This window comes from Variovorax sp. CCNWLW225, from assembly GCF_037204045.1.
Taxonomy (GTDB): Bacteria; Pseudomonadota; Gammaproteobacteria; order Burkholderiales; family Burkholderiaceae_C; genus Variovorax.
Genome location: NZ_JBBCBV010000014.1, coordinates 86,615 through 110,953, shown reverse-complemented (window position 1 = coordinate 110,953; position 24,339 = coordinate 86,615). Strand labels below are relative to the sequence as shown.

The 24,339-nt window shown below is 66.1% G+C and carries 19 protein-coding genes; 11 read left to right on the top strand and 8 right to left on the bottom strand.

Annotated features, from left to right (window positions below):
* Nucleotide 1: 1 nt before the first annotated feature.
* Nucleotides 2–2,263: a LamG-like jellyroll fold domain-containing protein gene (locus V9L20_RS20630; protein WP_337298019.1), complete on the top strand. Its 2,262-nt coding sequence runs from the start codon at nt 2–4 to the stop codon at nt 2,261–2,263.
* Here V9L20_RS20630 and V9L20_RS20625 read toward each other — a convergent pair.
* Nucleotides 2,260–3,177 carry a protein NO VEIN domain-containing protein gene (locus tag V9L20_RS20625; RefSeq protein WP_337298018.1) on the bottom strand — a complete coding sequence of 306 codons (918 nt, stop codon included), beginning with the start codon at nt 3,175–3,177 and terminating at the stop codon, nt 2,260–2,262. The genes V9L20_RS20630 and V9L20_RS20625 overlap by 4 nt on opposite strands.
* A 71-nt stretch (nt 3,178–3,248) precedes the next feature.
* Nucleotides 3,249–4,184, bottom strand: a complete 936-nt coding sequence (locus tag V9L20_RS20620) for a LysR family transcriptional regulator (protein WP_258503855.1) — start codon at nt 4,182–4,184, stop codon at nt 3,249–3,251.
* A 125-nt stretch (nt 4,185–4,309) separates the two neighbouring features.
* On the opposite strand from V9L20_RS20620, the gene V9L20_RS20615 reads away from it, so the two are divergent.
* Nucleotides 4,310–4,936, top strand: coding sequence for an NADPH-dependent F420 reductase (locus tag V9L20_RS20615; protein WP_337298017.1), 627 nt, complete (start codon nt 4,310–4,312; stop codon nt 4,934–4,936).
* On the opposite strand, the gene V9L20_RS20610 is transcribed toward V9L20_RS20615, so the two are convergent.
* Complete coding sequence (locus V9L20_RS20610) at nt 4,933–6,039, bottom strand: SMP-30/gluconolactonase/LRE family protein (protein ID WP_337298016.1); 1,107 nt, start codon at nt 6,037–6,039, stop codon at nt 4,933–4,935. The genes V9L20_RS20615 and V9L20_RS20610 overlap by 4 nt on opposite strands.
* A 142-nt stretch (nt 6,040–6,181) precedes the next feature.
* Between V9L20_RS20610 and V9L20_RS20605 the strand changes: the two genes are divergently transcribed.
* From V9L20_RS20605 to V9L20_RS20595, 3 genes are read left to right on the top strand one after another with little or no spacing between them, the layout of a single operon-like run.
* A complete protein-coding gene (locus V9L20_RS20605) occupies nt 6,182–7,642 on the top strand; it encodes a cytochrome ubiquinol oxidase subunit I (RefSeq protein WP_337298015.1) in 1,461 nt (486 codons plus the stop codon).
* Nucleotides 7,632–8,639, top strand: coding sequence for a cytochrome d ubiquinol oxidase subunit II (cydB, locus tag V9L20_RS20600; protein ID WP_337298014.1), 1,008 nt, complete (start codon nt 7,632–7,634; stop codon nt 8,637–8,639). Before V9L20_RS20605 ends, cydB begins: the two co-directional genes overlap by 11 nt.
* Entirely contained in the window at nt 8,626–8,781 is a 156-nt protein-coding gene (locus V9L20_RS20595; RefSeq protein WP_337298013.1) for a DUF2474 domain-containing protein, read from the top strand. The genes cydB and V9L20_RS20595 overlap by 14 nt, the downstream gene beginning before the upstream one ends.
* Before the next feature lie 13 nt (nt 8,782–8,794).
* Here the strand turns inward: V9L20_RS20595 and V9L20_RS20590 are convergent, their stop codons facing one another.
* Complete coding sequence (locus V9L20_RS20590) at nt 8,795–9,013, bottom strand: hypothetical protein (protein WP_258503860.1); 219 nt, start codon at nt 9,011–9,013, stop codon at nt 8,795–8,797.
* An 81-nt stretch (nt 9,014–9,094) separates the two neighbouring features.
* On the bottom strand, nt 9,095–11,326 hold the full coding sequence (locus V9L20_RS20585) for a copper-transporting P-type ATPase (protein WP_337298012.1): 2,232 nt from the start codon (nt 11,324–11,326) through the stop codon (nt 9,095–9,097).
* Between the two features lie 321 nt (nt 11,327–11,647).
* Here V9L20_RS20585 and V9L20_RS20580 point away from each other — a divergent pair, with 321 nt between their 5' ends.
* A complete protein-coding gene (locus tag V9L20_RS20580; RefSeq protein WP_337298011.1) occupies nt 11,648–12,394 on the top strand; it encodes a carbonic anhydrase in 747 nt (248 codons plus the stop codon).
* 70 nt (nt 12,395–12,464) lie between these two features.
* Here the strand turns inward: V9L20_RS20580 and V9L20_RS20575 are convergent, their stop codons facing one another.
* A complete protein-coding gene (locus tag V9L20_RS20575) occupies nt 12,465–13,994 on the bottom strand; it encodes an amidase (protein WP_337298010.1) in 1,530 nt (509 codons plus the stop codon).
* On the bottom strand, nt 13,994–14,977 hold the full coding sequence (locus V9L20_RS20570; protein ID WP_337298009.1) for a Bug family tripartite tricarboxylate transporter substrate binding protein: 984 nt from the start codon (nt 14,975–14,977) through the stop codon (nt 13,994–13,996). The genes V9L20_RS20575 and V9L20_RS20570 overlap by 1 nt, the downstream gene beginning before the upstream one ends.
* Before the next feature lie 151 nt (nt 14,978–15,128).
* On the opposite strand from V9L20_RS20570, the gene V9L20_RS20565 reads away from it, so the two are divergent.
* Complete coding sequence (locus tag V9L20_RS20565; RefSeq protein ID WP_258503864.1) at nt 15,129–16,043, top strand: LysR family transcriptional regulator; 915 nt, start codon at nt 15,129–15,131, stop codon at nt 16,041–16,043.
* A gap of 111 nt (nt 16,044–16,154) precedes the next feature.
* Complete coding sequence (locus V9L20_RS20560) at nt 16,155–16,535, top strand: HU family DNA-binding protein (protein ID WP_126747720.1); 381 nt, start codon at nt 16,155–16,157, stop codon at nt 16,533–16,535.
* 97 nt (nt 16,536–16,632) lie between these two features.
* Here V9L20_RS20560 and V9L20_RS20555 read toward each other — a convergent pair whose 3' ends face one another.
* Complete coding sequence (locus V9L20_RS20555) at nt 16,633–17,541, bottom strand: LysR family transcriptional regulator (protein ID WP_337298008.1); 909 nt, start codon at nt 17,539–17,541, stop codon at nt 16,633–16,635.
* Nucleotides 17,542–17,696: 155 nt separating this feature from the next.
* On the opposite strand from V9L20_RS20555, the gene V9L20_RS20550 reads away from it, so the two are divergent.
* From V9L20_RS20550 to V9L20_RS20540, 3 genes are read left to right on the top strand one after another with little or no spacing between them, the layout of a single operon-like run.
* On the top strand, nt 17,697–18,794 hold the full coding sequence (locus tag V9L20_RS20550; RefSeq protein WP_443098612.1) for a TRAP transporter substrate-binding protein: 1,098 nt from the start codon (nt 17,697–17,699) through the stop codon (nt 18,792–18,794).
* On the top strand, nt 18,791–21,763 hold the full coding sequence (locus V9L20_RS20545; protein ID WP_337298006.1) for a bifunctional diguanylate cyclase/phosphodiesterase: 2,973 nt from the start codon (nt 18,791–18,793) through the stop codon (nt 21,761–21,763). The genes V9L20_RS20550 and V9L20_RS20545 overlap by 4 nt, the downstream gene beginning before the upstream one ends.
* Before the next feature lie 33 nt (nt 21,764–21,796).
* Entirely contained in the window at nt 21,797–24,199 is a 2,403-nt protein-coding gene (locus V9L20_RS20540) for a sensor domain-containing diguanylate cyclase (protein ID WP_337298005.1), read from the top strand.
* Nucleotides 24,200–24,339: the final 140 nt, after the last annotated feature.

The following is a 24,339-nucleotide window of genomic DNA, read 5'->3' as shown; positions in this document are numbered from 1 at the left end:
CATGCATCAACCGGCCAGCGAAGACAACAACTCCCCCGACAACACCCTCGACAACTCCTTGGACCGCCGCATGTTCTGCATGGGCGCGATGAGTCTCGCCGCCCTCGGAACCGCCGCGTGCGGCGGAGGAGGAGGCGGCAGCGGAGCGGGCAGCGTCGGCCTGCTTGGCGGTGCGACGCAGGGCACCGCTGGTGCGGCACCCGGGCCCGCAACGGGCTCCGGCTCCGAAGACGTGCCGGCCCCGGCCCCTTCGCCCGCGCGAGCGAAGCCGTTCGTCCACCCCGGCCTGCTGCACACCGAGGCCGACTTCGAGCGCATGCGCCTCAAGGTCGCGGCCAACGCACAGCCCTGGCTCGCCGGATGGAATGCGCTCACATCCAATGGCCGCTCGCAGCTCGGCGCCACGCCGCGGCCGCTGGCCACGGTGATTCGGGGGGACGTCCCGGGCCAGAACTTCGCGCAGTTCTACATCGACGTTGCGCGCGCCTACCAACTGGCGCTGCGCTGGAAGGTTTCGCAGGACACGCGCTATGCCGACCTGGCGATCAGGTTCCTCAACGAGTGGTCGTCCACGTTGACGGCGATCGAGGGCAACGCCGACCGCTTTCTTGCGGCAGGCATCTACGGCCAGCAGTTCGCGAACGCGGCCGAGATCATGCGCACCTATCCGGGCTGGGCGGCCAGCGACTTCGCGCGCTTCCAGAACATGATGCTGACGGTGTTCTATCCGCTCAACCACAGCTTTCTCGTCAACCACAACGGCTCCGAGATCACCAATTACTGGGCCAACTGGGACCAGTGCACGATAGGCGCCATCCTGGCCATCGGCGTGCTGTGCGACCGGCGCGACATCTACGACGAGGCCCTGAACTACTACAGGAGCGGCGCGGGCAACGGCGCCGGCTTGCAGGCGGTCTATCACATGCATCCCGGCTATCTGGGCCAGTGGCAGGAGAGCGGCCGCGACCAGGGCCACTGTACCCTGGGCATCGGCCTCGCAGGCGCGTTCTGCGAAATGGCGTGGAACCAGGGCGACGACATCTACGGCTATGAGAACAACCGCTTTCTGGCCGGTGCCGAGTACGTCGCCAAATCCAATCTGCGCGACGGCGCGGGCGACTTCTACACCGTGCCTTTCGTCACCAACGTGAACCGGCAGGGAACGCAGTCCGTGCTGGCGACGGGCGGGCAGGGGCATCGGCGCGGCATCTGGGAGAGCGTGCACAACCACTATGCAAACCGCCTCGGCATTGCCACGCCCTACACCGCGCTGCAGGCCGAGCAGATGCGTCCGGAAACGGACGGCAACAACGGCGACCAGCTCGGCTTCGGAACCCTGACCTTCACGCGCGATCCGCTCACGGCGCTCGTGCGGCCGAGCGGGCTCACCGCGCGGGTGCGCGCCTCGCAAGTGGAGTTGTCGTGGTGGGGCAGCACCGGCGCGCTGAGCTACTCAGTCAGGCGCGCCTCCACCGCGGGCGGGCCCTACAGCACCACCGTGGCTTCAGGCATCACCGACACGCTGACCTTCACCGACACCACCGGCGTCGCGGGAGAGGTGTATTACTACGTCGTGGTTGCCGTGAACGCAGGGGGAGAGAGCGAGCCATCCGCCGAAGCGCGGGCCGCCCTCAAGCCCGAGCTGCTGATGCACCTCAGGTTCGACGAAGCGCAAGGAAACTCCGCCGCCGATGCGACGGGCCGTTTCGCTGCCAGCGAACTTGCCGGTGGCGCGGCTTGGACTGCGGGCCGCAACTCAGCAGGGGCTGTCGCCCTGGGCGGCACGGGCGCCTACATCAACCTGCCCACGGGCTTGGTGAAGGACGCGGCCGACTTTTCGATCGCATGCTGGGTGTACGTGGACAGCCTCTCGACGTGGTCGCGCGTCTTCGACTTCGGCTCCGGCACGCGCCGCTACATGATGCTCACGCCGCGCAGCAATGCCGGCACCGTGCGCTACGCGATCTCCAGGGTTCACGGCTACAACGAGCAGGTGATCGAAGGCGCGTCGCCGCTGCCGACCGGGCGCTGGGTGCACGTGGCCGTGACCCTGGCCGGCACGCTCGGCACGCTGTATGTCGATGGCGTGGCGGTCGGCAGCAACGCGCAGATGACGCTGGCGCCCTTCGAGTTGGGAGAGACCACGCAGAACTTTCTCGGACGCTCGCAGTATCCGAACGATCCGGCGCTGCGCGCCCAGCTGGACGATTTCCGGGTGTACCAGGGCGCGCTGGGTACCGCGGAAATCGCGGCGCTGCTCTAGCCCCCGGCTTCGAAGCCGGGCGCCTGGCTCATTTCCGAAGGCTTGTAGATCTTGTGCTGCGCGGTGGGCCCGCCGGCATCGGCCACCACCAGCAGGCGCCAGAGCGGCTCGCGCGTGGAGCACGCGTTTTCTTCGGGGGTGAGGCGGAAGTTCGGCGTTGCCGTGGAGGTGCCCTTCACGGTGACCCTGAGAAGCGTTGCGCCTTTCGCATTCGACACCTCGATGTCGTAGCCCAGCTTCTGGCCGGTCACGTCCTCGGCGTTGTAGCCGTAGCCCTTGAAGTGGCCCATGACATACGCCATTGCGGCAGCCTGGACCTCTTCCGCCGAAGCCGGCTTGGCCGCCTCGGGCTCCGCTTCTACAGCCGCCGGAACGCCGCCTCGCGCCTTGGCGGCCTGCGTGTCGGCTTCATCGGGAACCCAGCCGCGCGGGCCGCGCACCAGCACCGCCAGCAGCTGCTCGGGCTCCCAGCTTGCTACGTGCCATTCGGCGTCGTCGCGCACGCGGGTAGACACCTTCGCGCTCTTGTTGCTTTCGAGTTCTGCAATCGCAACCCGGTTGGTCTGCACGACCGCGCGGAAGCCCTGGCCCGCGTCGAAGGTGCGCTTGAGCAATGCAAGGCGGTCTTTCGCGCGCTGGACCTGGTTGGGCGTTCGCGCGCCGCCGCCGGGGCGGTGCTGCGTGTCGAGCGATTCGAGATAGAACCAGCGCCCGTTCGCACCCACGTGCACATACTCCGCCCAGATGGTCGCAATGACGTTGTCGCCCGTGGCCATCCAGGCGTACTCGAAGGGCTTGTCGCGCGCGTCGAACACGCCCATCTTGGCGACGATTTCAACCGGACTGAGCCGCGGTCCTGACAGGCGCATCTCATCGATGACGGCGAGTACGCGGGGGTCGACTTCCTTGTCCATTCAGCGGGCTTCTGGCGAGTTTGGGGGGTGGGAGTATGCCGCATCATCACCGCCGAACAAGTCAGCCGGTGTTACCGCGTGCGGCTGCCGGCGGACAGGCGCTGGGCCAGCTTCTGCTCGCGGAACGCCGCGGTGACGAAATCGACAAAGGCGCGCGTCTTGCCCGGCAGCAGCTTCTGGCTCGCGAAGTACAGCGAGAGCGGGCCCAGGTCGCAGTGCCAGTCGGGCAGCAGCCGCTCCAACGCGCCGCTCTGCAGGTGTGGCGCGGCGTGCGGCACGGCGACGAGGCCGATTCCCAGGCCCAGCAGCGTTGCGCGGCAGAGCGCATCGGGGTCGTTGACCACCATCACCGGCTTTTGCGTGGCGGCCATTTCGCGTCCGGCGCCGTTGCGCATGACCGGCGTGCGAACGCGGCTGTGCAGCGGCGAGCGCAGGGCCACGCCTGCAAGGTCGGCAAGGCCGCCCGGGTCCTTCGGCCGGCGCTTGCCGCGCAGGAAGCCGGGCGATGCCACCGCAATCAGGTGGATGCGCCCCAGCTCGCGCGCCACCATGCCGGGCGGCAGATCGAACCCGCCGCCCACGGCTGCGTCGAAGCCGCCGGCAATCAGGTCCAGCGGACGGTTGTCGAAGAACCAGTCCGGAACGACCGCCGGATACTTTTCGAGAAAGCCGGGCATCAGCGGCAACAGGTAGTCCATGCCGAAGCCCGGCGCCGCGCTCAGCCTGAGCACCCCAGCCGGCTGCCCGGCATTCACGGTGATGTCCGCAATGGCGCCCTGGATGCTGTCGAGCCCGCCCTGCACCGATTGCAAGAACCGTTCGCCTGCCTCGCTGAGCGTAAGGCCGCGCGTGCTGCGCTGGAACAGGCGCACGCCCAGGTTGCGCTCCAGCTGGGCGACGTTGCGGCTGACTGCTGCGGGTGTGAGCGCGAGCCGGCGTGCCGCCGACGAAAAGCTGCCCGTCTCCGCGCTGCGCACGAAGGATTCAAGGTTGGCGAGGGTTTCCATTGCAGGGCATTTCAACAAATGCTTGAAACTAATTCAAGCCAGTCATGACTATTGCTATGGGGTGCGAATGCCTAGAGTTGAACCCAGCAAGACGAACTTGCGCACTTCAACCCAAGGAAAACCAAATGAAAATCGCCATCATCGGCGCCGGCGAAATCGGCTCCGCCATCGCTCGCCAACTTGCACGCAACGGCATCGACGCCGCCATTGCCAACAGCCGCGGCCCGCAAACGCTGCAGCCATTGGTCGACGAGCTGGGGCCCCGCATCAAGGCCGTCGAGCTCAAGGAAGCGGCCCAGGCCGACCTGGTATTTCTCGCGGTCAACTGGAATCGCCTGCCCGACGCGTTGAAAGACCTCGGGCCATGGAACGGCCGCATCCTCGTCGATGCGAACAATGCCGTTCGGGTACCGTCGTTCGAGCCCGTCGACCTGGGCGGCCGCGCGTCCAACGAAGTGGTCGCCGAGCTCGCGCCGGGCGCTCGCGTGGTCAAGGCGTTCAACCACCTGGCGGCGGCCGCGCTGGAAGCCGACCCGAAGGTGGCCGGCGGCCGCCGCGTGCTGTTCCTCTCGGGCAAGGACGCCGATGCCAAGAAGACCGTGAGCGAACTGATCGCCCGCCTGGGCTTCACCCCCATCGACCTGGGCGGCGTGAACGAAGGCCGCCTGGTGCAGTTTCCGGGCGGCCCGATGGCGATCCTGAACCTGGTGAACCTCGACGAGCCGCAGCCCGAGACGGCCACCGAGGGTTAAACCGCGCCGTGCGCTTCCACGTAGAGCGCGTAGAGCGAATGGCTGCTCGTCATGTAGAGGCGGTTGCGCTTGGGGCCGCCGAACTCGAGGTTGGCGCACCGCTCCGGAAGGCGAATGAAGCCGATCGGCTTGCCTTGAGGGTTGAAGATCTTCACGCCGTCCATTTCTTCGGACTTGCCGAGCGGCAAATGCGCCTTCATGCCGCCGCCCACATCGGTGGGCTCCGGCGAGAAGGCGCCGCTGAAGCCCCAGCCGCACCAGAGGTTGCCGTCGCGGTCGACCCGAAAGCCGTCGAGCGCGCCCGGGCCGTCGGCGTCCACCAGCTTGGTCTTGTTCGACACGCTGGTGCCGTCGGCTGAAACGTCGTAGCTCCAGATGCTGCGGTTGGGCGTGCCCTTCCACTCGACCACGTAGAGTTTTTTCTCGTCCGGCGAGAACGCGAGTCCGTTCGGGTTCACCAGGTCGGTGATGACCGCTGTGAGCTTGCCGTCCTTGGCAATGCGGTAGACGTTGGTGGTCGCCTGTTCGGGCGTTGCCCTGGAACCTTCCCACTCGCCGTTGATGCCGAAGAGGGGATCGGTGAACCACACCGTGTCGTCCGACCTGACGACCACGTCGTTGGGCGCGTTGAGCTTCTTGCCCTCGTAGCTGTCGGCCAGCACCGTCATGCGGCCGTCATTCTCGGTGCGCACCACGCGGCGGGTGACGGAGTGTTCGCAGGTAATCAGTCGGCCCTGGCGGTCGCGCGTGTTGCCGTTGGCAAAGTTGGCGTTCTGCTTGTGCACCGTGAATTTGCCGGTCTTCTCGTCGTACTTCATGAGCCGGTTGTTCGGAATGTCGCTGCACAGCAGGTAGCCGCCTTCAGGAAAGTACACCGGCCCTTCGGCCCACCGCATGCCGGTGCCAAGCTGTTCGACGGTGCTGCTGTAGATGCGGTACCTGGCAAAGCTCGGGTCCAGTATCAGCACCGAGGGGTCGGGGTAGCGCTGGTTGGGTTTGAAGTCGAAAGACTGCGCACCGGCCAGGCCGGCCAAGGCGGCGAGTCCCGACCCCGCGGCGGTCTTGATGAAGCGGCGGCGCGGTTGAAGGGGTTCGTTCTGCATCTGCAAATCTCCTTTTGTCTTGTGAATCCGGCAAGCCCGCAGCTGCGCCAACGGTGGCGACAGGCTGCATGGGCAGTGGCCGGCGCTCATCTTACGGAGGCGCCTGTTGCGGCGAGCTGCTTGTGACGTTAAGGTCTGCCGCATGGACGCCCTCCTGCTCGCCCGAATCCAGTTCGGCTTCACGATCTCGTTCCACATCATCTTTCCGGCGCTCACCATCGGGCTGGCAAGCTACCTGGCCGTGCTCGAAGGGCTGTGGCTGCGCACCGGCCGCAAGGTGTACCTCGACCTGTACCAGTTCTGGATCAAGGTGTTTGCCGTGGCCTTCGGCATGGGCGTGGTGTCCGGCCTTGTCATGGCCTACCAGTTCGGCACCAACTGGAGCAACTTCTCCCGCTTTGCCGGCGGCGTGACCGGGCCGCTGCTGGCCTACGAGGTGCTGACCGCGTTCTTCCTGGAGGCGGGTTTCCTGGGCGTGATGCTTTTCGGGCGCGAACGCGTCGGCCCCGCGCTGCACTTCGTCTCGACGATTGCGGTGGCCGTGGGAACGCTGATCTCCGCCACCTGGATTCTTGCGTCCAACAGCTGGATGCAAACGCCGCAGGGCCACGAGATCATCGACGGGCGCGTGGTGCCTGTCGACTGGTTCATGGTGATCTTCAATCCGTCGTTCCCCTACCGGCTCGCGCACACCGTCACCGCCGCCTACCTGGCCACCGCGTTGATGGTCGGCGGTGCGGCCGCCTGGCACCTGCTGCGCGGCCACGACAACACGCGCGTGCGCACCATGCTGTCGATGGCGCTGTGGATGCTGCTGGCCGCCGCGCCTCTGCAGGCGGTCATCGGCGACCAGCATGGGCTGAACACGCTCGAGCACCAGCCGGCCAAGCTTGCGGCCATCGAAGGCCACTGGGAGCGCACGCCCGAGGGCGAAGGCGTTCCGCTGAAGCTCTTCGGCTGGCCCGACATGAAGGCCGAAGTCACACGCTACGCGGTGGAGATTCCGCGCGCCGGCAGCCTGCTGCTGGCCCACAGCTGGAGCGGGCAGATACCCGCGCTGAAAGACTTCGCACCCGAAGACAGGCCCAACTCGACCATTGTGTTCTGGACCTTCCGTGCCATGGTCGGCATGGGCGTGCTGATGATTGCGCTGGCCTTCTGGGGCTTGTGGCTGCGGCGGGGAGGGCGCCTCTACGCGAGGAAGAGCTTTCTGCGCTTTGCGGTGGCGATGTCTCCGGCCGGGCTGGTTGCCATCCTGGCCGGCTGGTACACCACCGAGATCGGCCGCCAGCCGTGGATCGTCTACGGTCTCATGCGCACGGCCGATGCCGCGTCGCCGCAGCATTCGACAGGGCAGGTCGGGTTCACGCTGGGCCTGTTCGTCATCGTGTACCTGGTCGTGTTCGGCGCGGGCACGGCCTACGGGCTGCGCCTGATCGCCAAGGGGCCGGCCGGAGACGAAGCCGAACGTCCCGCGTGGGGCGGACCCGGTGAAACGCGAACGCCGATGCGCCCGCTCTCCGCCGCGCCCGAAGACGACCAGGTCGATGACGCCGGCAGCCGCACCGAAAGAGCCAAGGAGGGCGACCGCGATGGGCATTGATCTTCCCCTCATCTGGGCCGTCATCATCCTGTTCGGCATCATGATGTACGTGGTGATGGACGGCTTCGACCTGGGCATCGGCATCCTGTTTCCGTTCGTGCCGGCCAAGGAAGACCGCGATGTGCTGATGAACACCGTGGCGCCCGTGTGGGACGGCAACGAAACCTGGCTCGTACTCGGCGGCGCCGGGCTGCTGGCGGCGTTTCCGCTGGCCTATGCGGTCATCCTCAGCGCGTTCTACCTGCCCTTGATCCTGATGCTCGTGGGGCTGGTGTTCCGCGGCGTAGCCTTCGAGTTCCGCTTCAAGGCGCGTGCGGGCAAGCGCCGCTGGTGGGACCATGCCTTCATCGGCGGCTCGGTCACCGCGGCCTTCTTCCAGGGCGTGACGCTCGGCGCCTTTCTCAACGGCATGCCGGTAGCCGATGGCAACTACGCGGGCGGGCCGTTCGACTGGATCTCGCCGTTCTCGCTCTTCACCGGCGTGGCGCTGGTGGCGGCCTATGCGCTGCTGGGCGCCACCTGGCTCGTGATGAAGACCGAAGGCCGCCTGCAGATGCGTATGCGCAGCCTGGCAAGGCCGCTGGCCTGGCTCATGCTGGCCGTGATCATCGTCATCAGCATCTGGACGCCGCTCGCGCACGAGGCCATTGCCAGGCGCTGGTTCAGCTTTCCCAACCTGCTGTGGTTTGCGCCGGTGCCCACGCTGGTGGCCCTGGTCACATGGCGCCTGCTGCGCGACCTGGGCGGCGACGGGCACGCTTCGCCCTTCGTGCTCACGCTGGCGCTGCTGTTCCTGGGCTACACCGGGCTTGGCATCAGCCTGTGGCCCAACGTCATTCCACCGGACATCAGCATCTGGCAGGCGGCGGGTCCGCCGCAGAGCCTGGGCTTTGCGCTGGTCGGCGCCTTGCTGATCATCCCCGTCATCCTGATGTACACCGCATGGAGCTACTGGGTGTTCCGCGGCAAGGTGCGCCATGGCGATGGGTACCACTGACCCCGGCCCCGGCGGCCGCGGCAAATGGTTGCGCCGTTTCGGATGGCTGCTCGCCATCTGGCTGGCCAGCATCGGCGTCCTCCTTATGGTGGCGCTGGTCTTCCGCTGGCTGATGCGGGCGGTAGGCCTCACTGCGCCGTGAGGCCTACCGCAGGCTAGTGGTGCTGCGCGTGGGCTGCAGGTGCGGCTCGCCGGCGAATTTCGCTCTGCAGTGCACGCTGCCCCGCCGCCAGCGCGGCTTCGTAGGTGTCCGCCGGATCGAAGGCGTCGCGAAGCACCTTGGGGTTCGCTCCGTCCGTATCCGTTTCAAGCAGGCGCCAGACATAGGAGCCGAGGGCTGGCTCCTCGATGATGAGTTCGATGGGTTGTGTCATTGCTTCAACTTGCACAAACCGGGGGCGAATGTCTGTAGGCCGAATTCGAATGCTGCGGGCCCTGCATCCGATTTGAACTCTTCAAGCGGACTTCCTGCCGTCGCTCGCCGCCCGAAGCCTCAACGCATTGCCAATGACCGACGCCGAGCTCAGGCTCATCGCCAGCGCCGCGATCATCGGCGACAGCAGCCAGCCCGTGAACGGAAACAGCACGCCGGCGGCCAGAGGGACGCCGAGCGCGTTGTAGATGAACGCGAAGCCCAGGTTCTGCTTCATGTTGGCAATGGTCTTCTCGGAGACGATGCGCGCCTCTGCAATCCCCCGCAGGTCGCCTTTCACCAGCGTGACCTGCGCGCTGTTCATTGCAACGTCGGTGCCGGTGCCCATCGCCACGCCCACGTCGGCCTTGGCGAGCGCGGGCGCATCGTTGATGCCGTCGCCGGCCATGGCGACGATGCGGCCTTCGCGCTGCAGCTTTTCGACCAGCGCCAGCTTGTCGGCGGGCTTGACTTCGCCGTGCACCTCGTCGATGCCCAGCCTCGCGGCAACGGCCCGCGCGGTGGTCAGCCCGTCTCCGGTGGCCATGATCACGCGCATGCCCGATTCCTTGAGCGCCGCCAGCGCCTCCAAGGTCGTGGCCTTGACAGGATCGGACACCGCGAGCAGACCCATCGGCTGGCCGTCGGCGGCAAGGAACATGACGCTGGCCCCTTCGGCGCGCAGGGCTTCGGCCTGCGGCTTGAGTGCGTCGACCGGCACGCGCAACTGGTCCATCAGCGCGGTGTTGCCGAGCGCCAGCTTGCGGCCGCCGACGATGCCGCTCACGCCGATGCCGCTGCTGGACTCGAACTCGTCCGCCGCGGCCAACGCCAGGCCGCGTTCGCGCGCCGCCTCGACGATGGCGTGCGCCAGCGGATGCTCGCTCCCCTGGTCAAGGCTGGCGGCAAGGCGCAGCACGTCGTCCTCGGTGAAGCCGGGCAGGGCCGCCGCGCGTTCGAAGCGCGGCTTGCCTTCGGTCAGCGTGCCCGTCTTGTCGACGATGAGCGTGTCGACCTTGCGGAAGTTCTCGATGGCCGCCGCGTCGCGGAACAGCACGCCCTGCGTGGCGGCCTTGCCGGTGGCCACCATGATCGACATCGGCGTGGCCAGGCCGAGCGCACAAGGGCAGGCAATGATGAGCACCGCCACCGCGTTGATGAGGCCGTGGGTCCAGCTTGGCGCTGGGCCGAAGAATCCCCACGCAAGAAAGGTCAGCAGCGCAATGCCGATGACGACCATGACGAAGTAGCCCGCCACCTGGTCGGCCATGCGCTGCATCGGCGCCCTGGAGCGCTGGGCCTGCGCCACCATCTGCACGATGCTCGCGAGCACGGTTTGCGAGCCGACTTTTTCCGACTGCATCACCAGCGCGCCGTTGGTGTTGAGCGTGGCGCCGATGAGCTTGTCGCCGACCCGCTTGGTCACCGGCAGCGGCTCGCCCGTGAGCATGGACTCGTCGACCGCGCTTGCGCCCTCGACCACCACGCCGTCGACCGGCACCTTCTCTCCGGGCCGCACGCGCAGCCTGTCGCCGACATGCACATGCGCGATGGGAACGTCTTCCTCCGCGCCGTCGGCACCGATGCGCCGTGCCGTCTTGGGCGCAAGGCCCAGCAGCGACTTGATGGCCGCGGAAGTTTGCGACCGCGCCTTCAGCTCGAGAATCTGGCCCAGCAGCGTGAGTGAAATGATCACCGCCGCCGCTTCGAAGTACACCGCCACGCGGCCCATCGACATGAAGGATTCGGGAAAGGCGCGGGGCGCCACGGTGGCCGCCACGCTGTAGACGAAAGCGGCAGCGGTGCCCAGGCCAATGAGCGTCCACATGTTCGGGCTGCGGTTGGCAACCGATTGCACCGCGCGCTCGAAGAAGGGCCATCCCGCCCACAGCACAATGGGCACGGAAAGCACCAGCTCGATCCAGCTCTGCGTGGCCATCTCGAACCACTGCAGCCTGTGGCCCGCCATGGCGAGCACGGTGACCGCAATGGTGAGCGGCAGCGTCCAGAAAAACCGCCGCTTGAAGTCGCGCAGTTCGGGATCTTCCTTCTCGTCTGCGTCGAGGCTCGGCATTTCCGGCTCCAGCGTCATGCCGCACTTGGGGCAATTGCCGGGGTGGTCCTGCCGTATTTCCGGGTGCATCGGGCAGGTGTAGATCGTGGGCGATCCGCCCGCCGCGCCGGGCTCGACGGCATTCACCGGCGCAGGGTGGCCGCCGTGATGGTGGTGCTGATGATGGTGGTCGTGTCCTGGGTTGGAACGCATGTCGTTCATTCGAATTCTCCAGCGGGAACCATGGGGCCGCAGCGCCGAGGGGACGGCGCAGGCAGGCGAGGTTTGAGGGTCAGCCTCCGGTCAGGTAGGCGTCCAGACAATCGCGCCGGCCTCCGGCGGCTTCGGCGGATGGCCTGCTTGCGCAGTGGCCGCAGGTCATCGACTGGATCTCGAACTCATGCATGGCAACTCCTTGGTTGTTGAATAAGCGGAGTTCAGTTTCAGGGTTGACATGGTGGCAAGGTCAAGCCGGTTCTGCGCGCCTTTCGCTGGAGGGGCTGCGGCTCCTCTTACAACTTTCTTCCTCTGGAATCCCTGTCCATGTCCCCAGTTTCTCGCTGTCTCCTGAGCCTTGCGCTGCTCGCGGCTTCAACAGTCCACGCCCAGGCGCTGGACTACGACCATCAGGAAAACTGGAAGGCGGTTCACGACAGCGCCCAGTCGCCGATCGATATTCCCACCGGCGAAGCCAAGGCCGGCGATGCGCTCGAGCCGCAAGACATTCGCCTGAGCAACGCTCGTGCGGCGCTCGACGTCGTGGACAACGGCCATGCGGTGGAGGTCGAGGCGAAGGGCCCGGACGCCATGATTCGCGGCCGGCACTTCAAGCTGCTGCAGTTCCACTTCCATGCCGAGAGCGAACACACGGTTGACGGCAAGCACTTCCCGCTCGAAGGGCATTTCGTCTTCCGAGCCGCGGACGGCCGCCTGGCCGTGGTGGGCGTCATGTACCGCGAAGGTTCGGCCAATCCGCTGGCGGCCAAGGTGCTGGCGGCGCTCGAGAAGGAGGGCCATGGCGAGCTTTCCAAGGCCGATATTTCCGTTCTGCTGCCCAAGGACAAGGCCTACTACCACTACCTGGGTTCGCTGACCACGCCGCCGCTGACTGAAAACGTCGAGTGGTATGTGCTGCAGGCGCCGGTGTCGCTGTCTCCGGCGCAAATTTCGCAATTCCGCGCGCGCTATGCCCACAACAACCGCAAGCTGCAGGAGCTCAACGGGCGTCCGCTGATCCGCTTTCCGTCGGTGTCGCTGACCGCCAATCGCACAGCCCCCGCAAGCCGCTGAACGCCAAGCGAAAAACAAGCCCCCGGTTCTTCGCAGAGCCGGGGGCTTTTTCAGTTTTGGCGCGGCCTTCTCAAACGGCGGAAACCGCTGGCCGCGCCGCAGCCGCAGGAGCGCCGCCATGCGGTCCCGGCGGCGCGGTGACGATGGATGTGAGCGCAGGTTCGGCCGTGCGCAAAGCCGAAAGATCCGGGCGCGGGCGGCGCAGTTGCGCATCGGCTGCGAATGCCATTTCCATGGCGTGCGCGGCGCCCAGCACTTGGTGGTCGGCGCGAAAGCCGCCCACGATCTGCAGCCCGAACGGCATGCCCGCGTGATCGACGCCGCAGGGCAGCGAAAGCGCGGGATGTGTCGTCAGCGTGACGACGTAGGTCAACGCCAGCCAGCGGTAGTAGTTGGCCTGCTTCTCGCCGTTGATGGTGTCCGCATACAGCTGCGTCCACGGGAACGGCGACACCGGCGTGGTGGGCGACAAGATCAGGTCGTAGTCGGCAAAGGTCGACTGGAAGCGCTTGATGAGCCGCGTCTGCTCGGCCTGCGCCCAGGCGCTGTCGAGCAGGCTCATCTGCGCGCCCATCTCGTAGTTGGCGCGGGAGTTGGGTCCCAGACTGGAAGGGTCACGCTGGTAGGCCGCGTGCATGCCGGCCACGAAGGCTTCGGCGCGCAGCACGTCGAAGCAGCGGTGCGCCTCGCCCAGATCGAGCGTCACTTCGTCGCAAGACTTGAACAGGTGCCGCATGGCGCCGAGCTTCCGCCGCATGGTGGCGCGGATGTTGTCGTCCACCGCGCAAACGCCGAAGTCCTCGGTCCATGCCACGCGAAGCCTGCTCAGGTCGATGTCCATGGGCTTCTGAAAAGACAGCGGATCGAGCGGGTAGCTCAACGGGTCGCCCGCATGCATGCCGGCGGAGGCGGCCATCTGCAGGCAGGCGTCCGCCACCGTGCGGCCCATCGGCCCGACGACGGAAATCGGCGTCCAGCCCAGCAGCTTTCGCACGCTCGGCACGATGCCGGGCGAAGGCCGGAAGCCCACCACGCCGCACTTGGCAGCCGGAATCCGCAGCGAGCCGCCGGTGTCGGAGCCGGTGCACACGGGCAGCATGTCGCACGCCAGTGCCGCCGCCGAGCCGCCGGAGGAGCCTCCGGCATTCAGGTTGGGGTTGAACGGATTGCCGGTGGCACCCCACACCTCGTTGCGCGAGTTGGCGCCGGCGCCCATCTCGGGAACGTTTGTCTTGCCCGCCACGATGGCGCCCGCCTTTCGAAGGCGGGCCACCAGCTCGATGTCCTGCTCGGGCACGTGGTCGCGAAAGATCGCGGAGCCCCAGGTGGTGAGCAGGCCTTCGGTGGGCTCCAGGTCTTTCACGCCCAGCGGCAGGCCATGCAGCAGGCCGAGCGCATCGCCGCGCATCACGGCGGCTTCAGCGGCCCTGGCCTCGGCCCTCGCGCGGTCGAAGCTGGTGGCAGTCACGGCATTGACGAACGGGTTCACCCGCTCGATCTGCGCAATGCAAGCCTCCAGAAGCTCGACCGGCGAGACTGCCTTGCTGCCGATGAGCCGTCGCAGTTCGACGGCGGATTGTTCGATCAATTGGGTGTCCATCAGTCGGCAGTGATGTTGGCGCGAGCGGCAACGGCGCGCATCAGCGGCAGTTCCTTGTTGATCAGTTCGCTCACGGCGGCGCCGTTGCTGAAGGCCGGCTCCAGACCCTGCGCGGTCAGCTTGGCGCGGGTGTCGGCGTCGGCAACGGTGGCGGCAAGCGCCTTTTCGAGTTTGGCTTTCACATCGCCGGGCAGGCCCTTGGGGGCCGACACGACCAGCCACGAGTCCATGTTGATGTCGGGGTAGCCGCTCTCGGCCATGGTGGGCACATCGGGCAACAGCGTGGAGCGCTTGGCGGTGGTCACCGCAATCGCCTTGATCTTGCCGTTCTTGAGCTGGGGAATGGCCGCGCTCACGGTGTCGACGCTGAACGGAACCTGGCCGCCCATCAGGTCGGTCATGGCTGGCGCGCTGCCCTTGTAAGGCACGTGCGTCATCTTCAGTCCGGCGGCGTTGAGGATGGTTTCTCCCGCGAACTGCGACGTGGTGCCGGTGCCGTACGAGGCGTACGAATATTTGCCGGGCGATGCCTTCACGTAGTCCACGAACTGCTTCACGGTCTTCACCGGCACCTCGCTGTTCGCAAGCAGGATGAGGCCGACGCGTCCGATCAGGCCAATCTGGTCGAAGCCCTTGACCGGGTCGTAGGGAAGATTCGAGCGGATGGCGGGGTTGACCGTGAACGTGGTGCCCGAGCTGACCAGCAGCGTGTAGCCGTCGGGCGTCGCCTTGGAAACGTAGCTTGCCCCGATCACGGTTCCGGCTCCGGCGCGGTTCTCGATGACCACCGATTGGCCGAGCTCTTTGGCCAGGCGCGCGGCAATCACGCGTGCGTTCACGTCGGTGGCGCCGCCCGGGGGAAAGGGAACCACGAGCGTGACCGGGCGCGACGGAAACCCGGTTTCCGCGGCAGCGGCCCCCAGCGATGCAAGGCCGAGGCAGGACATCAGCAGCAGGCTGGCCAATGAGGGGAGGCGTTTCATGAAGTACTCCTGGGGACGAGGTTGGGGGGGCGGCGGATGCAATTCCATCCTAGGAGCCGGAACCCGCTGCCACAAGCGCAATGTTTAGAATTGTGGATTGCCGTTTCGGCAATCGAACCGCTCTCTGCCCATCTCTGAACCGGAGAATTCCATGGCTCTCAACGCGTTGCAGGAGACCGCCGTGCGGTACTTTCTCGAGGTGGTGCGAACCGGCTCGGTGAAGGAGGCGGCGCTCAAGCTCAACGTGGCACCGTCGGCCGTGAGCCGGCAGGTGGCCCGCCTGGAGCGCGAACTCGACACCCTGCTGTTCGACCGCCACGCGCGCGGCATGGTGCCCAATGCCGCCGGCGAGTTGCTGGCGGCGCATGCCAAGCGCATGCAGCAGGACATCGAGCGGGTTGCCAGCGACATCCAGGGCTTGCGCGGCCTGCGCAGCGGCCGCGTGCGCGTGGTGAGCACGGAGGGCTTTGCCTTCGACTTTCTTCCGACGCTGATTGCCCGCTTTCGAAGCAAGCACGAGGGCATCCGTTTTCACCTGGAGGTGTGCCCGCCGCACGACATACCCGGACGCATACGCGATGGCGAGGCCGACATTGGAATCACCTTGAGCACGGTGCCCGAGCCCGGCATCAAGATCGAGCTGCGCCATCCCAGCCCCATCCTCGCCGTGATGGCCAACGACCATCCGCTGGCGGCGCAGCGGCAGTTGTCCTTGCGCCAGGTGGTGGCCTACCCGCTGGGGCTGCCGCCGCAGGACAGCTCGATCAGGCAACTGCTCGACACCAGCTGCAGCCGGCAGGGGCTCCACTACGTGCAGGCCATGTCGAGCAACCATGCGAATGCGCTGGTGAGTTTTGCGGCCGCGGGGGGCGGCAGCATTGCGTTCTATGGAGAGTTGTCGATCCGCACGCAGCTGAAGTCGAAGGCGCTGGTCGCCATTGCACTGAAGGACCGCGAAATGAACGAGCGCCACCTCGAAGTAGAGACCCTGGCGGGCCGATCGCTGCCCGACGCGGGCAAGGCATTCGTGCAATTCCTCACCGATGCCATCAAGGCAAGCGCCTGAACGCAAAGAAACCGGTTCCCGTGTGCGCTACACTCCGCGCCGCTTGCAGTGGCCTCAGCCGCTGCGCCGTCATTGGCAACATGACGAGAACAATCCAAAGGAAATTTTCAAGTGAACCGTATCGAACTGGTCGAAAAGATCGCCGCCGCCCACAACGTCAGCAAGGCAGAAGCCGCCCGTATCCTGGAAACCGTCACGGGTTCCATCGTCGCCGCAGTGAAGAAGGGCGACCCCGTCCAGCTCATCGGCTTCGGAACCTTCAAGCAAGTGGCTCGCGCCGCACGCACCGGCTTCAACCCGCAAGCCGGCGCCAAGATCAAGATCGCCGCACAGAAGGTGCCGAAGTTCGTGCCGGGCGCAGCATTCAAGGCCGCCATCGACCCCAAGGCTGCAAAGCGCAAGGCCGACAAGGCAGCCGCCAAGCCCGTCGCCAAGAAGGCAGCACCGGCCAAGAAGGCCGCCGCTCCCGCCAAGAAGGCCGCAAAGAAGTAAGACTCTCAGCGAGCCATGGTTTGCGGCCGCAAGGCTGCTTCCATCAAAAAGACGGCCCTTCGGGGCCGTTTTTTTATACCCGCGAAGCGCACGTGCCTCAGGCCAGCGTGCCCAGCCTCGCAAGAATGAGGTCGTACAGCGTCTGGGCGGCGACCGAGAGGCTTCCTTCGCGGCGCTGCACCAGGTAGATCGTCCGCGTGAGGCCGGGCAGCGGCAGGGGCCGCGTCACCAGCGTGTCGCGCCGGAAGTGGAACAAGGTGAGCTCCGGCACCACGCTGATGCCGATGCCGGCCTCGACCAGGCCCGTGACGGTGGCCAGGTGCTCGACCTCGAATACCGCGTTGAGCCGCAGCGGATGCAGCGCCGCGTCGAGCGACTGGCGCACGCTGCTGTTGCGCGCCATCTGGATGAAGGGCCAGGGCGCGAGCTGCCTGGCCGTGAGCTTGGCGACGCCGGCCAGCGGGTGGTCCTTGCGGCAGACCAGGTGAAAGCGGTCTTCGCAGAGCTTGCGGCCGCGCAGGTCGCTGGCCGCAGCCGCATCGGCGCCGGTGGCCGCCAGCGCGAAGTCGGCCTGATGGCCGCGCAGCTGGGCAATGCAGGCATCGGAAAGCGCATCGTGCAGCTCCACCGTGATGCCGGGCCACGTCTGCATGAACTCGGCGAGGATGGCCGGCAACCAGCCGGCCGCGAGCGAGGGCAGCGCCGCCACGCTCACGCGGCCCTTGCGCCGTTCGGAGTGGTCGGCAAGGTCGCCGATCGCATCCTGCATGTCGTCGAGCAGGCGGCGGGCCGACGGCTCGAACAGCCGCCCCTCCGGCGTGAGTTGCACGCTGCGCGTGTCCCGGTCGAAAAGGCGGGCGCCCAGCGTGTCTTCGAGCGTGCGGATCAGCGCGCTGAACGCGGGCTGCGACAAATGACAGGTCTGGGCGGCGCGCGTAAAGTTGCGCTGCTCGGCCAGTGCCATGAACGCGCGCAACTGGCGGCTGGAAAGGTCGGGCGCGGTCATCGATCTGGAATTTGAATAAGCGACCCGAAATCAGGGGTCTGCGGATGGTATCTCTGTGCCTTGCGCGCAACGAGTCGTCCCAACTTTCCTGTTCGCGGGTGACCGGAAAGCGGCGATTCTGTAAAAAACTTCTTACAGGAAGCACAATCGGCATCATGATCCGGGGCATGAAGACCGGCGAAGCAGCATCCGCTTGGCGACCTGCCCTCTGGGTTCGTGTCGCCGCTCTTGCTTTGGCTTTCGCGGCAATGAACAGCGCAGCGCAGCAATCCGCGCCCACGCGGCTGCGCGTGGTGGGCGGATTGGCCGGCCTGAACCAGTACGCCCTCCACGAAGAGCGCTTCTGGGGCAAGGACCTGGCCCGCCTGAGCGGCGGCAAGTACACCGCGAGCATCGTTCCGTTCAACCAGGCCGGCGTGCCCGGGCAGGAAATGCTCAATCTCATGAGGTTGGGCGTCATCCCGTTCGGCACCGCCTTGCTCAGCCAGATCAGCAACGAGTACCCGGAAATCGGCACGCCAGACATTGCCGGACTGAACCCCGACATGCCCTCCATGCGGCGGGTGATCGGCGCGTTCCGGCCTTATCTCGAAAAGACGCTGCGCGAGCGCCATGGCGTCGAGTTGCTGGCCGTGTATGTGTATCCGGCCCAGGTGATCTTCTGCAAGCAGCCCATGAAGCAGCTGTCCGACCTGTCGGGCCGGCGCGTGCGTGTTTCGGGCACCACCCAGGCCGACTTCGTGCGCGCCCTCGGCGGCGTGCCGGTGTCCACCGAGTTTGCCGAGCTCATGGCCAACATGAGCTCGTCCAATACCGAATGCGCCATCACCGGCGCGATGTCCGGCAACACGCTGGGCCTGCACAAGGTCACCAGTTCGCTCTACACGATGCCCATCAACTGGGGCGTTGCGGTATTCGGCGCCAACACGGACGCATGGAACGCGCTTCCAGCGGATTTGAAGACCCTGTTGAAAACCGAGCTGCCCAAGCTCGAGGCCGCGGTCTGGGAAGAATCGGAACGCGACACCGGCAACGGCATTGCATGCAACACCGGCGCCGCCACCTGCGTGAAGGGTACCAAGGGCGCCATGGTCGAGGCACGTCCTTCCGCCACTGACGAACGCCGCCGGCGCGAAATATTCGCATCGAGCGTGCTCACCCGCTGGGTGCAGCGATGCGGAACCGTGTGCGCGGAGGTCTGGGACCAGACTGTCGGCCCGGTGGTGGGCATCAAGGCTCCCGTCGGGCAGTGAACAAGCTGCTGCCCCGCCGCATCACCGCCTTTATCTACGGCGTAGCGGCGCTGTTCCTGGCGGCCGTTCTCGCCATTGCCGCGTTCACGATGTGGCAGACCTACCAGAAGGCGATCTCCAACAACGAGAGCCAGGCCACGCGTTTCGTCGTCACCTCGGAAGCCGCGCTGAACCGGAGCCTGCTGGCCGTCGACATGCTGCTGGCGGGCATGGGCCAGTTCCTGCGGAACTCGAGCGAAGACACCGTGGCGGCCGACATCACGGCGCCCGAAACCGCGCAGTTGATCGAGACCATCGTTCGCCAGAGCCTTTTGGTCCGGTACGTTGCGATTCTCAATCCCGAGGGCGCGGTGGTCGCATCTTCCGACCGCCGCGGAGCGAAGCTCGCGCTGCAGTTGCCCCCGGGCTTCCTGAAGGAAATCCTGGGCCGGCCGGGGTCCATGCTCTCGGTCAGCGCGCCCACCGTGAGCCAGGCGACTTCGCAGCAGGTGCTGTATTTCGGGCGCGTGCTGCGGCTTGCGGACGGCGGCAAGATCGTGGCGGTTGCCGAAGTGCAGGTCTCCATGCTCACCACCATTCTTGCGCAGGGAGCGAACATCAGGGGGCTCGAGGTCACGCTGGAGCGCGAGTCGGGGGCCTTGCTGGCCAGCATGCCGCCGCGCGACGACCTCGCCGGCCGCAGCATCAGGCCGGCCATGACGGACCAAACCAGCGACGGCCGCCCGCACCGGATGGTCGCGCGGCTCAGCGGCCTGCCGGCCATCGTCGTCGCACGGCCCACGCTGCATAGAAACCTGCTGATCGTCGCCGGTATTCCGCTCCAGCTCGCACTCGAGGATTGGCGCAGGGAACGCAATTCCATCCTGATCGTCGCGCTGGCTTTCACGCTGATGATTCTTGCGGTCGCCTATTTCGCCCGCGCGCAGCTGTTGCGGCAGTGGCGTGCCCGCGCCGACCTGGTCCGCTCCAAGGCCACGCTGGACCAGGCGCTCGAATCCATGGCGGACGGTTTCGTGCTGCTCGATCCCGAAGGCCGCGTGATCACCTGGAACCGCCGCTTCGTCGACTACTTTCCCTGGGCGGAAAAGCTGCTTGCGCCGCAGGCGCCGTTCCAGCCCATCGACGAACAGAATTCCCGCGGCCTGCACGCGCACAGCGAGCAGGAGCTCGTCCTGCCGGGCGGGCAGGTGATCGTTGCCGTCAAGAGCCCGACGCCGGACGGCGGCCTGGTGTGCATCTACCGCGACATCACCGAAAAGAAGCGCCACGTTTCGGACATTCTCGAAGGCAAGGCGCAGCTGCAGGCCACGCTCGATGCACTGCCGGACGTGCTGCTGGAGGCGGGCATCGACGGCCGTTGCTACCGTTTTCATTCGCCGCGCCGGCCCAAGTCTTCGATCAAGGTGCGCGAGCCGGTCGGCAAGATGATGTCCGACCTGTTGCCGGCAAACGCCGCGGCCGAGGTGATGGTCGCGCTGCGCGATGCCTTCGAGTTCGGGTTTTCTTCGGGAAGGCAGTTCGAGACCCGGGTTCCCAAGGGCGTGGTGTGGTTCGAGATTTCGGTCTCGCGCAAGCTGGTGGGCGAAGGTGCGGACGCGCGGTTCATCGTCATCCTGCGGGACATCACCGAGAGCAAACTCGCCGCCCGCGAGATCGAGCACCTGGCCTTCTACGACAACCTGACCGGCCTTCCCAATCGGCAGCTGCTGCTGCACCGGCTGCAGGCCGCGGTCGACTCGAACGTGCGCCGCTCGCGGCACGGTTCACTGCTGTTCCTCGACCTGGACGATTTCAAGACGCTCAACGACGCGCTCGGCCACGCCACGGGCGACGCGTTGCTCAAGCAGGTTGCACTCAGGCTTCAGGCCAGCCTGAGCGAAGGCGGCACGGTCGCGCGGCTGGGTGGCGACGAATTCGTGGTGCTGATCGAAAACCTCAGCGAAGACCCTTCGGTTGCCGCAATGCAGACCAACGCGACCGGCGAAGCCATCCTCAGCGCGCTGGGCGAATCGTTCCAGCTCGAAGACCACGAGTACCACAGCACGTGCAGCATCGGCGCCGTGGTCTTCAGCACCGCCAACCAGTCGCTGGAAGACTTGCTCAAGCATGCGGGCATTGCCATGTACTACGCCAAGTCGGCGGGCGGCAATGCATTGCGTTTCTTCGAGACCGCAATGCAGACGGCCATCACGGCCCGCGCGACCTTGGAGAGCGAACTGCACGCGGCGCTGGCGGGCAATCAGTTCATCCTGCACTACCAGAGCCAGGTCACGTCCGAAGGTCATATCGCAGGCGCGGAGGTGCTCATTCGCTGGCACCATCCGGAACGCGGAATGGTGCCGCCCGGAGGCTTCATCGAGTTGGCCGAGGAAACCGGGCTGATCGTGCCCATCGGCTTGTGGGTGCTCGAGACGGCCTGCGTGCAGCTCGAACGCTGGAGCCACGACCCGAGGCGCCGGCACCTGCAGCTGGCGGTCAACGTCAGCGCGCGCCAGTTCCGCACCGCCGATTTCGCGGATCGCGTTCGCGATGTGCTGCGCAGGACCGGTGCAGACCCGACAAGACTGAAGCTCGAGCTCACCGAGAGCCTGCTGCAGGACAAGATGACGGAAACGGTCAGCAAGATGCAGCTGCTCGCATCGATGGGCGTCCGCTTTTCGATGGACGACTTCGGCACCGGCTACTCGTCGCTGTCGTACATGACGCAGCTGCCGCTGGACCAGATCAAGGTCGACAAGTTCTTTGTGCAGAGCATCGGCACCGACCCGAAGGTCGAACTGATCATCCAGGCCATCATCGGCATGGCGCGCAACCTCGAGCTTGAAATCGTGGCGGAGGGCGTCGAAACGCAACAGCAGTTCGAGTTTCTGCAGATGCACGGAAAGATGCTTTGCCAGGGGTACCTGTTCAGCAAGCCAGTGCCGCTTGAAGAGTTCGAAGCGCAGCTGGACGTTGCCATGGCGGACTGAGCGCACACCGCGCCCCATCGGAGTCCACATACGATGCGTCTTCCGATTCCCGACCTGACGCGTTTCAGCTTGCGTTCCCGCCTCTCGGCGGGCGTGGTGGCCATCGTGTTCCTGACCACCATAGGCATTTCCGCCGCCGCGCTCTATTTCATGAAGCGCAACATGCAGGCGACCATCGCCGAGGAACACTTCGAGCGGATCTCGGCCATTGCCGACGCGGTGGACCAGAAATTCCTGAGCCGCCGCACCTTGCTCAAGACCTTCGGCGACAGCGTCGAGAGCCACAACTTCACCGGTGCCGATAGGCTGCAGGACCTCGTCATGCAGCACAAGTCGCTCAAGGAGGCCTTCGACAACGTGGCCTTCATCGATGCGCAGGGCGAGATCGTGGCCAACATGAACGGCGCGCAGCAGATCGGCAAGATCAACGTCAAGGACCGCGACTACTTCCAGAAGACGGTCGCGGGCAAGGCGGGCATGATCTCCCAGCCCTTCAAGAACCGCATCAGCGGGCTGGCGCAAGTTGCCATGACCGAACCCGTGCTGGACCGCGAGGGCAAGATCGCCTACCTCATCGTCGCCTTCATCACGCTCAGCGAGCACAACTTCCTGGGCGAGCTTGCCAACGTGAAATTCGGCAAGAGCGGGTACATGTTCATCGTCAACACCAGCGGCATCATCGTCGACCATCCGGACAGGTCCCGGCTGCTCCAGCACATCGACGCGGACGGCATACGCAACGCCGCCGCCGACCGCGCCATTGCCGGATTCGAGGGCGCAGCCGAAGGGGTGAACCGCAGGGGCGTGCATGCCCTTTATGCGTTCAAGCACATCCGCCAGACCAACTGGGTGCTGGGCGCGATGTATCCGCGCCAGGAAGCCTTTGCCAAGGCGGAGCAGATCGAGCGCTTCGCCTGGGCGGGGGCACTCCTGCTGACGCTGCTGGCCGGCGGGCTCACCTTCATGAACGTGCGCTCGCAGCTCGCGCCGTTGTCGCGCCTGCGCGAACACATGCAGGTCTCGCGCGCGAACTCCGCCTACACGCCGCTGGAGGACGAGCCCGCCCGCGACGAAGTGGGCGATCTTTCGCAGACCTTCGACACGCTCATGCGGGAACGCCGGGCGGCCCAGGAGCGCGTCAAGTCGAGTGAAAGATTCCTGCGCGATGTGACCGACAACCTGCCGGCCGTGGTCGCTTATTTCGACAGCAACCAGCGCTGCCTTTTCGCGAACAAGGCGGGGCTGCGGATGCAAGGCAGAACCCAGGCGGACATCGGCCGCATGACCATGCGGGAGTCGCTGCCGGACGCGGTCTACCGGCAACTGGCACCGCAGGTTGCCAAGGCGCTCCAGGGAACGCCCACGCGCACCGAAGGAACCTATGACCGCAAGGGCAAGGAAGGCTTCTTCGAATGCCACCTGCTGCCAGACGTTCGCGACGACGGCGTGGTGGGCTACTACGTGATGACCTTCGACATCACCGAGCGCAAGCAGGCCGAGATGCGAAGCGCCGACAGCGAGCGGCGTCTGCGCGGGCTCACCGACAACGTGCCGGCGCTGCTGACCGAACTCGATCTCGGCGAGCGCGTGGTCTTCTGCAACGGCAGGTACCTGGCGTGGCTCGGCGTGGAACCGGCATCGATGATGAACCGGCACATCCGGGAGACCATCGGCGAGGCGCACTACGAAGTGCGCAAGCCGCTCCTGGCGCGTGCCTTCGCGGGCGAGGTGCTGTCGTTCGAGCAGACAGCCCAGTTGCTGATCGGCGAGCGGACCCTGCAGACGACGTACCTGCCGCACAGGGATGCCGAAGGCGCGGTCGTCGGGCTGTACATCATCGCGCACGATGTCACGGACCTGAAGCAGAAGCAGAGGCAGCTGGACGCCCTCGCGCGGGAGGATGCGCTCACGGGCTTGCCGAACCGCCGTTCGTTCGAAGAGCATGCACGCGAGGCCATGGCCAGGTCGCGGCGCTCGGGAAAGCCGGTGTGCTTGCTGTTCCTGGACATCGACTACTTCAAGTCGATCAACGATTCGCTGGGCCACGCGGCCGGCGACGCGGTGCTCAGGGAGTTCGGCCGCCGGCTCAAGGAAAGCGTGCGCGAAACCGACATGCCGGCGCGCTACGCCGGCGACGAGTTCGTGATCCTTCTCGAGGGAGTCAATGGACTTGCAGAGGCTGGGATCGTCGCGGAGAAGGTGCTTGCCGCAATGCGGCCGGCGTTCCACCTCTCCAGCCGCACCCTGCAGGCGACCGCCAGCATCGGCGTCGCAATCGCGGAGGAAGATGAGGATCTGCCGTCCTTGTTCATGCGCGCCGACGCGGCCCTTTACGCTGCCAAGAAAGAGGGAAAGAACCGTTTCATGATGGCGGAGCCGCGGACCAGGGCTCCGGACAGCGCGCCATGGTCCCGCCAGGAACCTTCCAGCGCCTGACGCCGCCGCGGCTGGCCCGGCCGGGCGCAATCTGGTCCTTGTCCTACGCGAAAAGTACCTGTTGCTGCCCTAAATTGGCGGCACCTGCCGCATTGGCAGCCACGAGGTTCGGGCGCTGCAACCCGGGAGTTCGGCATCAG